The following is a 13,833-nucleotide window of genomic DNA, read 5'->3' as shown; positions in this document are numbered from 1 at the left end:
CCATCGCGCCGTCGTCAAGCCACCAATTGTCTTAATAGTTTACTGGCTGTGACATTTAAGCGGGTCATCATTTCACTTTCTTTACTTTTTATTCACATCCCGCGCGGAATTCGCTCGGGCTGGCGCCGGTGCATTTTTTGAACACGCGGGAAAAATAGAGCTGATCTTCAAAGCCGACGTTGCGCCCGACGGTGGCGATCGGCATCCGCGTGGTGCTCAGCAACAGTTTGGCCTGGCTGATACGCTGGTCCTCCCGCCAGCCGAGGACGCTGATCCCCAGCTGCTGGCGAAACAGGTGCGACAGGCGCGAGGGCGACAGGCAGACGTGCTGGGCGACGCTGGCGATATCAAAATGGCTGTCCGCCAGATGGTCGCTGATGTACTGGCAGGCGTCGCGCACCCGGTTATCCAGCGGCGGATGCAGCGATTCGTTGATCGCCTCCATCCGCCGCAGCAGGAGCTGTTCCAGCAGATTAATCGCCAGCAGTTCGGAATAGCGCCCCGCCCCTTGCCCGGCATCGACGATCTGGCCGAACAGCTCGCCAAAGCGCGCCTGCCACTGCTCGTCCGGACGGAAAAAGCCGGTCTGGGCGAAGATCGTCGGCCAGTTGAGCCACTCGTGCCAGTAGGCGCGCGGGCGGAAGTAGACCCACTGGTGATACCACTCGCTGGCGTCGGGATGGCGGCCGTAATGATGGATCTCCCCCGGCGGGAACAGCAGCATATCGCCCGGCCGGCAGACAAACTGCTCGCCGTGGTTGTTGATTACCCCCTCGCCGCGGATCGTCAGGTTGAGGATATAGCCTTTCATACCCAGCGGGCGGTCGATAAAGAAATCCAGGTATCCCTGCGCCTCAATCGGCGTCAGGCCGGTGACCAGATGAGCGTTAAAAGAGTAGCCCGGCAGCAGCGGATCGTTTTGCGTTTCGGCCATACGCGTGGTTCTCCCGAAGGTATTAGTGACACCAATTGTCCATATTCATCATTTTATCGCTCTCGGCCCTGTCACGACTGCGACGGCGGTGGAAATTTCGCTAAAAAGCCGCACAGCAAGCGAAAAAAGCGCCAGCAGCGTGCATTCCACCGGGATATGCCGGGTAACAAAAGTGTCTATAAATACGGCAGGAAAGTCCACATCGAATATTTGCACGGCGTCACACTTTGCGAGGTGACAGCAAAATAATCCATAAGATTAGCGAATCCGGCCTGACGGATTTTGCCGGGGATATCTACTGTTGCTGCATGAATGATTTCTGCATGGAGTAACAAGATGGCAATTGCGATTGGCCTCGACTTTGGTAGTGACTCAGTCCGCGCCCTGGCGGTGGAATGCGCGTCCGGCGCAGAACTGGCGGCAAGCGTGGAGTGGTATCCGCGCTGGCGGGAAGGACAGTATTGCGATGGCGCGAACAACCGCTTCCGCCACCACCCGCGAGATTACATCGAGTCCATGGAAGCGGCGCTGAAAAGCGTACTTGCCTCCCTGAGCGCCGAACAGCGCGCCGACGTCGTGGGCATTGGCGTCGACAGCACCGGCTCAACCCCGGCTCCCGTTGATGCCGAAGGCAACGTGCTGGCGCTGCGCGAAGAATTCGCTGACAACCCTAACGCCATGTTTGTCCTGTGGAAGGATCACACCGCGGTCGAGGAAGCCGAGGCGATTACCCGCCTGTGCCACCAGCCGGGCAAAGAGGATTACTCGCGCTATATCGGCGGGATCTACTCCAGCGAATGGTTCTGGGCCAAAATCCTCCACGTCACCCGGGAAGATAGCGCCGTCGCCCAGGCAGCCGCCTCGTGGGTGGAGCTTTGCGACTGGGTGCCCGCCCTGCTCTCCGGCACTACGCGTCCGCAGGATCTGCGCCGCGGCCGCTGCAGCGCCGGGCATAAATCGCTGTGGCATGAGAGCTGGGGCGGTCTGCCGCCGGCCAGCTTCTTCGATGAGCTTGATCCCATCATTAACCAGCATCTGGCCTGGCCGCTGTTCACCGATACCTGGACGGCCGATGTGCCGGTCGGCACGCTAAGCGCAGAGTGGGCCCAGCGCCTGGGTCTGTCGCAGACCGTGGCCATCTCCGGCGGCGCCTTCGACTGCCATATGGGCGCCGTTGGCGCCGGCGCGCAGCCTAACGCGCTGGTGAAAGTCATCGGTACCTCCACCTGCGACATTCTGATTGCCGATAAAGAGAGCGTCGGCGACCGCACGGTCAAAGGCATCTGCGGCCAGGTCGACGGCAGCGTGGTCCCGCACTTTATCGGTATGGAGGCAGGCCAGTCCGCCTTCGGCGATATTTACGCCTGGTTTGGGCGCATCCTCGGCTGGCCGCTGGAACAGCTGGCCCAGCAGCATCCGGAATTGCGCGAACAAATCAAAGCCAGCCAAAAACAGTTACTGCCGGCGCTCACCGAAGCCTGGGCCAGTAACCCATCGCTCGATCATCTGCCGGTAGTGCTGGACTGGTTCAACGGCCGCCGCACGCCGAATGCCAACCAGCGCCTGAAAGGGGTGATCACCGACCTTAACCTGGCCACCGACGCGCCGGCGCTATTCGGCGGACTGATCGCCGCCACCGCCTTCGGTGCCCGCGCCATTATGGAGTGCTTCACCGAGCAGGGGATCCCGGTTAACAACGTCATGGCCCTCGGCGGTATCGCACGGAAAAACCAGGTCATCATGCAGGCCTGCTGCGACGTGCTGAACCGCCCGCTGCAGATTGTCGCCTCCGATCAGTGCTGTGCGCTGGGGGCGGCTATCTTCGCCGCCGTCGCCGCCGGCGTCTATGACGATATTCCCGCCGCCCAGCAGCGGATGGCAAGCCAGGTGGAAACCACCCTGCAGCCACGCCCGGCGCAGGCGCAACGTTTCGAACAACTCTATCAGCGCTACCAGCAGTGGTCGGTCAGCGCCGAACAACACTATCTCCCTTCGGCTGCAAAGGCGGAAAAAGCCCCGCAATCTCAGGCAGCGCTCACCCATTAAGGATACGAAAATGACGATTTTTGATAACTATGAAGTATGGTTCGTTATTGGCAGCCAACATCTCTACGGCCCGGAAGCCCTGCGCCAGGTGACGAAGCATGCCGAACATGTGGTGAACAGCCTGAATGCGGAAGCCAAACTGCCGTGCAAACTGGTCCTCAAGCCGCTGGGCACTACCCCGGACGAGATCACCCATATCTGCCGCGACGCCAACTACGATGACAAATGCGCCGGGTTAGTGGTCTGGCTGCATACCTTCTCGCCGGCAAAAATGTGGATCAACGGCCTGACCATCCTCAACAAGCCGCTGCTGCAGTTCCATACGCAGTACAATGCCGCGCTGCCGTGGGACAGCATCGATATGGACTTTATGAACCTGAACCAGACCGCGCACGGCGGCCGCGAGTTCGGCTTCATCGGTGCCCGTATGCGCCAGCAGCACAGCGTGGTGACCGGCCACTGGCAGGATAAAGAGGCCCACCAGCGCATCGGCGGCTGGATGCGCCAGGCGGTCTCCAGACAGGATACCCGTCATCTGAAAGTGTGCCGTTTCGGCGATAACATGCGTGAAGTGGCGGTGACCGACGGCGATAAAGTCGCGGCGCAGATCAAGTTTGGCTTCTCAGTGAACACCTGGGCGGTCGGCGATCTGGTGCAGGTGGTCAACAGCGTCAGCGACGGCGATATCAGCGCGCTGGTCGATGAATACGAGAGCAGCTACCGTCTGACCCCGGCGGCGCAGGTTCACGGCGACAAGCGCCAGAACGTGCTGGACGCCGCGCGCATTGAGCTGGGGATGAAACGCTTCCTCGAACAGGGCGGTTTCCACGCCTTTACCACCACCTTTGAAGATCTCCACGGCCTGAAACAGCTCCCGGGTCTCGCCGTACAGCGCCTGATGCAGCAGGGCTACGGCTTTGCCGGCGAGGGCGACTGGAAAACCGCCGCTCTGCTTCGCATCATGAAGGTGATGTCAACTGGTCTGCAGGGCGGCACCTCCTTTATGGAGGATTACACCTACCACTTCGACAATGGCAACGATCTGGTGCTCGGCTCGCACATGCTGGAAGTGTGCCCGACGATCGCCACCGCCGAGAAAACGATCCTCGACGTCCAGCCGCTGGGCATCGGCGGCAAAGCGGATCCGGCGCGCCTGATCTTCAATACCCAGACCGGCCCGGCGATTGTCGCCAGCCTGATCGACCTGGGAGACCGCTTCCGTCTGCTGGTCAACACCATTGAAACCGTCCCGACGCCGCACGATCTGCCGAAGCTGCCGGTGGCCAACGCCCTGTGGAAAGCGCAGCCGGATCTGCGTACCGCTTCGGAAGCCTGGATCATCGCCGGCGGCGCGCACCATACCGTCTTCAGCCATGCGCTGAACCTCGACGATATGCGCCAGTTCGCCGAGCTGAATGATATCGAGCTGACCGTCATCGACAACGATACCCGTCTGCCGGCCTTCAAAGACGCGCTGCGCTGGAATGAAGTCTATTACGGTTCAAAACGCTAAAAGGTCGTCCCCTCACCCTATCCCTTTCCCCGCCGGGGAGAGGGTACCGGCCGGGCGCGATGCCGCCTTCCTCCCTCTCCCGCCGGGAGAGGGCCGGGGTGAGGGATACCCGACTCGCCTGCTATTCGGAGCACACTATGTTAGAAGATCTTAAACGCCAGGTTCTGGAAGCCAACTTAGCGCTGCCGCAGCATAATCTGGTGACCTTAACCTGGGGCAACGTCAGCGCCGTCGACCGCGACCAGGGCGTTCTGGTTATCAAACCCTCCGGCGTGGATTATCGCGTAATGACCGCCGACGATATGGTGGTGGTCAGTCTGGAGAGCGGCGAAGTGGTGGAGGGTAAGAAGAAGCCCTCGTCGGATACCCCGACCCATCGCCTGTTGTATCAGGCTTTCCCGACGCTGGGCGGCATTGTGCATACCCATTCGCGCCACGCCACCATCTGGGCGCAGGCCGGGCAAGCTATTCCGGCGACCGGCACCACCCACGCCGACTATTTCTATGGTCCAGTGCCCTGCACCCGGCTGATGACCGATGCGGAGATCAATGGCGAATACGAATGGGAAACCGGCAAGGTGATTGTTGAAACCTTCCGCCAGCGCGAGATCGACCCGGCGCAGATGCCCGGCGTGCTGGTTCATTCCCACGGCCCGTTCGCATGGGGTAAAAACGCCGAAGACGCGGTGCATAACGCCATCGTGCTGGAAGAGATCGCGTATATGGGCATCTTCTGCCGCCAGCTGGCGCCGCAGCTGCCGGATATGCAGCAGACCCTGCTGGATAAACACTATCTGCGTAAGCACGGGGCTAAAGCCTACTACGGCCAATAATCACCCTGCTCGCGCTGCGCCTGGCAGGGCTACGGCTCTGCCGCGTCGGGTAGCCCGGATAAGCGCGCAAGCCGAAATCCGGCGCCACCTTAGCGCCGAGTACCTGTATAAAACCCCAGCACCCACTGAGAAACCAGGCTATAATCAGGCCTGGTTTTTTATCGTTGAGAGCACCCGTGACCCAGCCACGAGCAGGTTTTTTACTCACCCGTCACTGGCGGGACACTCCGCAAGGCACCGAGCTGTCCTTCTGGCTGGCCACCGACGACGGCCCGCTGCAGGTCACGCTGCCGCCGCAGGAGTCCGTCGCCTTTATCCCCGCCGCGCAGCGGGCGCAGGCTGAGCGACTGCTGCAGGGTGAGAAAGGCTTCCGCTTCGCCCCGCTGGCCCTGAAAGATTTCCACCGCCAGCCGGTGGTCGGCCTCTACTGCCGCGCCCATCGTCAATTGATGCGTCTGGAGAAGATGCTCCGCGACAGCGGCGTCACCCTCTATGAGGGCGATATCCGTCCGCCGGAGCGCTACCTGATGGAGCGCTTTATTACCGCCCCGGTGTGGGTGGAAGGCGAAACGCGTGGCCCGCATCTGGTCAACGCGCGCATGAAACCCCATCCTGACTATCGCCCGCCGCTGAAATGGGTGTCGCTGGATATCGAAACCAGCCGTCACGGCGAGCTGTACTGCATCGGCCTGGAAGGCTGCGGTCAGCGGGTGGTCTACATGCTGGGCCCCGAACCGGAAACGCCGCCAGACGTCGATTTCGATCTGGTCTACGTCGCCAGTCGCCCCCTGCTGCTGGAAAAGCTCAACGCCTGGTTTGCCGATCACGACCCCGACGTGCTGATCGGCTGGAACGTGGTGCAGTTCGATCTGCGCGTCCTGCAAAAACATGCTGAACGCTATCGTATCCCGCTGCGGCTCGGCCGCGGCAACAGCGAGCTGGAGTGGCGCGAGCACGGCTTTAAGCACGGCGTCTTCTTCGCCCAGGCCAACGGCCGGCTGATTATCGACGGTATCGAGGCGCTGAAATCGGCGTTCTGGAATTTCTCCTCCTTTTCGCTGGAGGCGGTAGCGCGCGAGCTGTTGGGCGAAGGCAAAGCCATCGACAACCCGTGGGATCGGATGGACGAGATCGATCGCCGCTTCCATGACGATAAACCGGCGCTGGCCATCTATAACCTGCAGGACTGCGAGCTGGTGACGCGGATCTTCCACAAAACGGAGATCATGCCGTTTCTGCTCGAACGAGCGACGGTCAACGGCCTGCCCGCCGATCGCCACGGCGGCTCGGTCGCCGCCTTCAGCCACCTCTATTTTCCGCGCATGCACCGCCTGGGCTACGTGGCGCCGAACCTCGGCGACGTGCCGCCGCAGGCGAGCCCCGGCGGCTATGTGATGGACTCCCGCCCCGGCCTGTATGACTCGGTGCTGGTGCTGGACTACAAGAGCCTGTATCCGTCGATCATTCGCACCTTTTTAATCGATCCGGTCGGCCTGGTGGAGGGCCTGGCGCAGCCCGATGACCAGCACAGCATTGAGGGCTTCCTCGGCGCCCGCTTCTCGCGAGACAAGCACTGCCTGCCGGGGATTGTCAGCCAGATCTGGCATGGCCGCGATGAAGCCAAGCGCCGGCACAATAAGCCGCTCTCCCAGGCGCTGAAGATCATCATGAACGCCTTTTACGGCGTACTGGGCACCAGCGCCTGCCGCTTCTTCGACCCGCGTCTCGCCTCGTCGATCACCATGCGCGGCCACGCGATCATGCGTCAGACCAAAGCGTTAATTGAAGCCAAAGGCTATGACGTTATCTACGGCGATACCGACTCCACCTTCGTCTGGCTTAAGCGCCCGCACAGCGAAGCGCAGGCGGCGGAGATTGGCCGGACGCTGGTGAACGATGTCAACGCCTGGTGGGCGCAAGAGCTTGGCAAAAGCCAGCTTACCAGCGCCCTGGAGCTGGAATACGAAACCCACTTCTGCCGTTTTCTGATGCCGACGATCCGCGGCGCCGATACCGGCAGCAAGAAGCGTTACGCCGGCATGATTCAGGAGGGCGACGGCCAGCGCATGGTTTTCAAAGGGCTGGAAACGGTGCGCACCGACTGGACGCCGCTGGCCCAGCAGTTTCAGCAGGAGCTGTACCTGCGCATCTTCCGCAACCAGCCGTATCAGGATTATGTGCGGGAGACTATCGCCAGGCTGATGAACGGCGAGCTCGATGAGCAGCTGGTTTATCGCAAACGCCTGCGCCGGCCGCTGGCGGAGTATCAGCGCAACGTGCCGCCTCATGTGCGCGCCGCGAGGCTTGCCGATGAGCACAACCTGAAGCGGGGTCGGGCGCAGCAGTATCAGCAGCGCGGCACCATCAAATACGTCTGGACCACCGGCGGCCCGGAACCGGTGGATTATCAACAATCGCCGCTCGATTACGACCACTATTTGTCAAAGCAGCTGCAGCCGGTGGCGGAAGGGATCCTGCCCTTCGTCAACGACGACTTTGCTACAATAGTGACAGGACAGCTGGGGCTATTTTGATTTTTTCACACCCATTCCGCGGGCGCAGAAGCCTGAAAATGAACCGTGAGGAGGACGTGACGAACGTTCTGCCATCCAGTAATATAGCGCCCTTTCCATTCCTGGCCCCAATTTTGACGCATCTCCGGTTGTACATGGGGATGATCAACTATTGCCTGCAATTAAAGAACTAAAGAGCCGAACATATATGCCTTTTACACTTGGTCAACGCTGGATTAGCGACACAGAGAGCGAACTAGGATTAGGGACGGTGGTAGCGCTGGATGCGCGCATGGTCACTCTCCTCTTCCCCGCCATCGGCGAAAACCGTCTGTACTCACGCAACGATTCCCCGATCACTCGCGTGATGTTTAACCCGGGCGACACCATTACCAGCCACGAAGGCTGGCAGCTCCACGTTGACAAAGTGCATGAAGAGAACGGGCTGCTGTCCTACACCGGCACCCGCCTCGATACCCAGGAAGCGAACGTCACCCTGCGTGAAGTGCTGCTCGACAGCAAACTGGTGTTCAGCAAGCCGCAGGACCGCCTGTTCGCCGGCCAAATCGACCGCATGGACCGCTTTGCCCTGCGCTACCGCGCGCGCAAGTTCCAGAGCGAGCAGTACCGCATGCCCTGGAGCGGCCTGCGCGGCCAGCGCACCAGCCTGATCCCGCATCAGCTGAACATCGCCCACGACGTGGGTCGTCGTCACGCTCCGCGCGTCCTGCTGGCCGATGAAGTGGGCTTAGGTAAAACCATCGAAGCCGGGATGATCCTGCACCAGCAGCTGCTCTCCGGCGCCGCCGAGCGCGTACTGATTGTGGTCCCGGAAACCCTTCAGCACCAGTGGCTGGTGGAGATGCTGCGCCGCTTCAACCTGCGCTTCTCGCTGTTTGACGACGAGCGCTACGCCGAAGCGCAGCATGACGCCTATAACCCGTTTGAAACCGAACAGCTGGTGATCTGCTCTTTAGACTTCGTGCGCCGCAGCAAGCAGCGTCTGGAGCATCTGTGCGACGCCGAGTGGGACCTGATGGTGGTCGATGAAGCGCACCACCTGGTGTGGAGCGAAGAGGCGCCGAGCCGCGAATATCAAGCCATTGAACAGCTGGCCGAGCGTGTGCCGGGCATTCTGCTGCTGACCGCGACGCCGGAACAGCTGGGGATGGAGAGCCACTTTGCGCGCCTGCGCCTGCTGGATCCGAACCGCTTCCACGATTTCGCGCAGTTTGTCGAAGAACAGCAGAACTACCGTCCGGTGGCCGATGCCGTCGCCCTGCTGCTGGCGGGCAACAAGCTGAGCGATAACGAACTCAATACCCTCGGCGATCTGATCGGCGAGCAGGATATCGAGCCGCTGCTGCAGGCCGCCAACAGCGATCGCGAAGACGCCCAGGCCGCGCGCCAGGAGCTGGTCTCGATGCTGATGGACCGCCACGGCACCAGCCGCGTGCTGTTCCGTAACACCCGTAACGGCGTCAAAGGTTTCCCGAAACGCGAGCTGCACACCATTCGCCTGCCGCTGCCGACCCAGTACCAGACGGCCATCAAAGTGTCCGGCATCATGGGCGCCCGCAAAACCGCGGAAGAGCGCGCGCGCGACATGCTCTATCCGGAGCAGATCTATCAGGAATTTGAAGGCGATACCGGCACCTGGTGGAACTTCGACCCGCGCGTCGAGTGGCTGATGGGCTATCTGACCAGCCACCGTTCGCAGAAGGTGCTGGTGATCTGCGCCAAGGCCGCCACCGCGCTGCAGCTGGAGCAGGTGCTGCGCGAGCGCGAAGGTATCCGCGCCGCCGTGTTCCATGAAGGAATGTCGATTATCGAACGCGACCGCGCCGCGGCGTGGTTTGCCGAAGAAGACACCGGCGCCCAGGTGCTGCTGTGCTCTGAGATCGGTTCCGAAGGACGTAACTTCCAGTTCGCCAGCAATCTGGTGATGTTCGATCTGCCGTTTAACCCGGATCTGCTGGAGCAGCGTATCGGCCGTCTCGACCGTATCGGCCAGGCGCACGATATCCAGATCCACGTCCCGTACCTGGAAAAGACCGCGCAGTCGGTGCTGGTGCGCTGGTACCACGAAGGTCTCGACGCCTTCGAACATACCTGCCCGACCGGACGGACCGTCTACGACAGCGTCCATGACGAGCTGATCAACTACCTTGCGGCGCCGGAATCCACCGACGGCTTTGACGATCTGATCAAGTCCTGCCGCCAGCAGCATGACGCCCTGAAAGCGCAGCTGGAGCAGGGCCGCGACCGTCTGCTGGAGATCCACTCCAACGGCGGCGAAAAAGCCCAGGCCCTGGCGGAGAGCATCGAAGAGCAGGATGACGACACCAGCCTGATCGCCTTCTCGATGAACCTGTTCGATATCGTCGGCATCAACCAGGACGACCGCGGCGAAAACCTGATCGTCCTCACCCCTTCCGACCATATGCTGGTCCCGGACTTCCCGGGTCTGCCGGAGGACGGCTGCACCATCACCTTCGAGCGTGACGTGGCGCTGTCCCGTGAAGACGCGCAGTTCATCACCTGGGAACACCCGCTGATCCGCAACGGCCTCGACCTGATCCTCTCCGGCGATACCGGCAGCAGCACCATTTCCCTGCTGAAGAACAAGGCGCTGCCGGTCGGCACTCTGCTGCTGGAGCTGATCTACGTGGTCGAAGCGCAGGCGCCGAAGCAGCTGCAGCTCAACCGCTTCCTGCCGGCGACCCCGGTTCGCATGCTGCTGGATAAAAACGGCAACAACCTCGCCGGCCAGGTGGAGTTTGAAAGCTTCAACCGCCAGCTGAGCGCGGTCAATCGCCACACCGGCAGCAAGCTGGTCAACGCGGTGCAGCAGGACGTTCACGCCATTCTGCAGCAGGGCGAAGCGCAGATCGCCAAGGCGGCGCAGGGGCTGATCGACGCGGCGCGTAGCGAAGCCGACGATAAGCTGACGGCGGAGCTCTCCCGTCTGGAAGCGCTGAAGGCGGTCAACCCGAACATCCGTGACGACGAACTGGCGGCGATTGAAAGTAACCGCCAGCAGGTGCTGGAGGCGCTGGGACAGGCCGGATGGCGTCTGGACGCGCTGCGTCTGATCGTCGTCACTCACCAGTAACGGAACGCAAAATGGCGATGGAAAACTACAATCCGCCGCAGGATCCCTGGCTGGTGATCCTGTATCAGGATGAGCACATCATGGTGGTCAACAAGCCGAGCGGCTTGTTGTCCGTGCCGGGTCGTCTTGATGAACATAAAGACAGCGTGATGACGCGCATTCAGCGCGACTTCCCGCAGGCCGAATCGGTGCATCGCCTTGATATGGCCACCAGCGGCGTGATTGTGGTGGCGCTGAATAAGGCGGCGGAACGCGAACTGAAGCGTCAGTTCCGCGAGCGCGAGCCGAAGAAGCAGTACATCGCCCGCGTCTGGGGCCATCCGCAGCCGGCGGAGGGCCTGGTGGATTTACCGCTGATTTGCGACTGGCCGAACCGGCCAAAGCAGAAGGTGTGTTATGAAACCGGCAAAGCGGCGCAGACCGAGTATGAGGTGCTGGAGTACGCGGAAGATAACACCGCCCGCGTGCGCCTGAAGCCGATTACCGGACGGTCGCACCAGCTGCGCGTGCATATGCTGGCGCTGGGGCATCCGATCCTTGGCGACCGCTTTTACGCCACGCCTGAGGCGCTGGCGATGGCCCCGCGCCTGCTGCTGCACGCTGAGACGCTAACCATTACCCACCCCGCCTACGGCAACGCGATGACCTTCCGCGCGCCGATCGACTTTTAGGACCTACCCGGCAGCGCTTTGCCGCCGGGGAATACTGACCCGTTAATCGCGGGCAAACCACGCGTCAATCATCTGCTCAACGCGGGCAACGACGAGATCGGTGTCGTGACGACGACTGCGCGCGCAGGCGTGCGCCGGCTCATCGCACAGCAGGCAGCGGCGCTGCGACTCGCCCAGCGACTGGCGTCCCACCTGCCCGCTCTGCGGACAGATCACATCGATATCCCACAAGCGTCCCAGCGGATGGCTCTGCTCCAGCGTACTGCACATCGCTTTGATTTCGCTGGCCGGGTGCGCCACGCACCACAGCGCTTCAGGCCCGGTCGGCAGCCACAGCACCTGACGATCCAGCGTTTGCCAGCGGTGCTTCCACAGCAGTTGATCGCAGGCCTGGAGGGCTACGCCCATCATGTTGCGATAGCGAATGCTGTCCTTCACCGCCCCGGGCGTCACCAGGGTCAGGGAAATAACAGGCTGCTGATAATGGGCCAACCAGTCGGCCTGGCGGGCTGCACGCTGCTCTTTCGCCGCCAGCAATGCGTCGATGCTGACGCCCGCCTGGGCGGGAGTATCCACTGACATTAATTCCTCTCCTACATATGATAAATGCGACAGCGCCTGGACTGTCATGATGATGGTTGCGATAGCCGATCGCGCGCTGATTGTAACGCTAAATGCGGAGCATTTAGGATACAGAACGCAGATATTTTCGGCGTTCTGTAGCGGAAAATAGCAGGTTTATCGCTGAGCGTAGCGTTATATCACGCCAGATAGTGGCTGAGGAACAGCAACCCCAGCGAGACATTTATCGCCCCGCCAATCCGGGTAGCGATCTGCGCGAACGGCATCAGGCTCATGCGGTTGCCGGCGGTCAGGATCGCCACATCGCCGGTGCCGCCCTGCCCGCTCTGGCAACAGGAGACAATCGCCACATCGATCGGGTGCATCCCTATCTTTTTACCGACCAGGAAACCGGTCGCCACCAGCGCGGAGACGGTGCTGACGATCACCAGCAGGTTGGTGAAGGTGAAGGCGTTCACCAGCTCCTGCCACGGGGTGATCGCCACGCCGACGGCAAAGAGGATCGGGTAGGTGACCGCGGTGCGGAAGAATTTATACACCATCTGCGATCCCTCCTGCAGGCGCGGAGAAACCACATTAGCCAGCTTTAACAGCACCGCGAGAAACAGCATGCCCACCGGCGCCGGCAGACCAATCAGTTTGTGGCCGAGCATCCCCATCATATACAGCAGCACCGCCAGCAGCGCGCCGGAGGCCAGCGTCCCGACGTCGGTTTTACCGCTCATGCCTTCGCTCTCGCCGAGGCTGCGGGTTTCATGGCTGCGGTTCGGCATCAGCTGCCCTTCGCCGGTCAGATGCGGGAAGCGCTTGCCGAGCTGGTTGAGGCAGCCGGAGATGACGATCGCCGTCAGGCTGCCGAGCATCACCATCGGCAACACCCGGCCCAGGGCCACTCCCTGCTCCATATGCATTAGCGCGGCGTAACCCATCGATAGCGGGATCGCCCCTTCTCCTACGCCACCGGCCATGATCGGCAGCACGATAAAGAAGAACACCTGGAACGGCTCCATGCCCAAGAGCGTGCCGACGCCGATGCCCACCAGCATGCCGACCACCTCGCCGCACAGCATTGGGAAGAAGATCTTCAGGAAGCCCTGAATCAGGGTGGTGCGGTTCATACTCATGATGCTGCCGACGATAATGCAGCAGATATAGAGATAGAGGATGTTGGTGGATTTATAGAATTTGGTGGTGGATTCAACGACCACGTCCGGCAGCAGGCCGTAATGGACCAGCGCGGAAGGAATAAAAGTGGCGCAGATCGCCGCCGCGCCGAGTTTTCCCAGCACCGGCAGGCGTTTGCCAAACTCGCCGCAGGCGAAGCCAAAGAAAGCCAGCGTAGCCACCATCACCACGATATCGCTCGGCAGTTTACCGCCAAGGCAGTCGAGAGCGATCAGCCCCCCGGCCAGCAGAAACAGCGGCAGCGGGACGATCCCTACCTTCCAGTTATCCATGATGTGCCACCAGCGCTGCCTGAGCGTGGTTTTCGGCGTATTGATCGGTTCTAGGGTTGCAGAGAATGCGTTGTCTGTGGTGCTCATAAATTCAGCCCTGTCGTTATTATTCATTTTCAGCGTAAAGGGACAGCGGCGTCGTTAATGTGAAGCTCCCCGAATTAAAAAA

9 protein-coding genes are annotated in these 13,833 nt (G+C 61.3%); 6 read left to right on the top strand and 3 right to left on the bottom strand.

Annotation, left to right across the window (positions count from 1 at the left end; genetic code table 11):
• Positions 1–88: 88 nt before the first annotated feature.
• Entirely contained in the window at positions 89–934 is an 846-nt protein-coding gene (araC, locus tag ACLH1U_RS13805) for an arabinose operon transcriptional regulator AraC (protein WP_004204301.1), read from the bottom strand.
• Between the two features lie 336 nt (positions 935–1,270).
• Between araC and araB the strand changes: the two genes are divergently transcribed.
• The 6 genes from araB (at position 1,271) to rluA (ending at position 11,625) form a co-directional block, all read left to right on the top strand.
• Positions 1,271–2,980: a ribulokinase gene (araB, locus tag ACLH1U_RS13800; RefSeq protein WP_101862333.1), complete on the top strand. Its 1,710-nt coding sequence runs from the start codon at positions 1,271–1,273 to the stop codon at positions 2,978–2,980.
• A gap of 10 nt (positions 2,981–2,990) precedes the next feature.
• Positions 2,991–4,493 carry an L-arabinose isomerase gene (gene araA, locus ACLH1U_RS13795; RefSeq protein WP_411299303.1) on the top strand — a complete coding sequence of 501 codons (1,503 nt, stop codon included), beginning with the start codon at positions 2,991–2,993 and terminating at the stop codon, positions 4,491–4,493.
• A 137-nt stretch (positions 4,494–4,630) separates the two neighbouring features.
• Complete coding sequence (araD, locus tag ACLH1U_RS13790; RefSeq protein WP_017901201.1) at positions 4,631–5,326, top strand: L-ribulose-5-phosphate 4-epimerase; 696 nt, start codon at positions 4,631–4,633, stop codon at positions 5,324–5,326.
• Between the two features lie 176 nt (positions 5,327–5,502).
• Positions 5,503–7,860 (top strand): DNA polymerase II, encoded by a 2,358-nt coding sequence (gene polB / locus ACLH1U_RS13785; RefSeq protein WP_255894746.1) that lies wholly within the window; start codon positions 5,503–5,505, stop codon positions 7,858–7,860.
• 187 nt (positions 7,861–8,047) lie between these two features.
• Positions 8,048–10,954, top strand: a complete 2,907-nt coding sequence (rapA, locus tag ACLH1U_RS13780; protein ID WP_032453828.1) for an RNA polymerase-associated protein RapA — start codon at positions 8,048–8,050, stop codon at positions 10,952–10,954.
• 11 nt (positions 10,955–10,965) lie between these two features.
• Positions 10,966–11,625 carry a bifunctional tRNA pseudouridine(32) synthase/23S rRNA pseudouridine(746) synthase RluA gene (gene rluA / locus ACLH1U_RS13775; protein WP_023291957.1) on the top strand — a complete coding sequence of 220 codons (660 nt, stop codon included), beginning with the start codon at positions 10,966–10,968 and terminating at the stop codon, positions 11,623–11,625.
• 42 nt (positions 11,626–11,667) lie between these two features.
• Here the strand turns inward: rluA and citX are convergent, their stop codons facing one another.
• Positions 11,668–12,207, bottom strand: coding sequence for a citrate lyase holo-[acyl-carrier protein] synthase (gene citX / locus ACLH1U_RS13770; RefSeq protein ID WP_004204286.1), 540 nt, complete (start codon positions 12,205–12,207; stop codon positions 11,668–11,670).
• 179 nt (positions 12,208–12,386) lie between these two features.
• Positions 12,387–13,751: a 2-hydroxycarboxylate transporter family protein gene (locus tag ACLH1U_RS13765; protein ID WP_104467227.1), complete on the bottom strand. Its 1,365-nt coding sequence runs from the start codon at positions 13,749–13,751 to the stop codon at positions 12,387–12,389.
• Positions 13,752–13,833 lie beyond the last annotated feature (82 nt).

The organism is Klebsiella sp. 1SOBk5mer (assembly GCF_046603115.1).
Lineage (GTDB): Bacteria > Pseudomonadota > Gammaproteobacteria > Enterobacterales > Enterobacteriaceae > Klebsiella > Klebsiella quasipneumoniae.
Note: the sequence above shows the minus strand (reverse complement) of the source record. Positions and strands in the feature narration are given on the sequence as shown.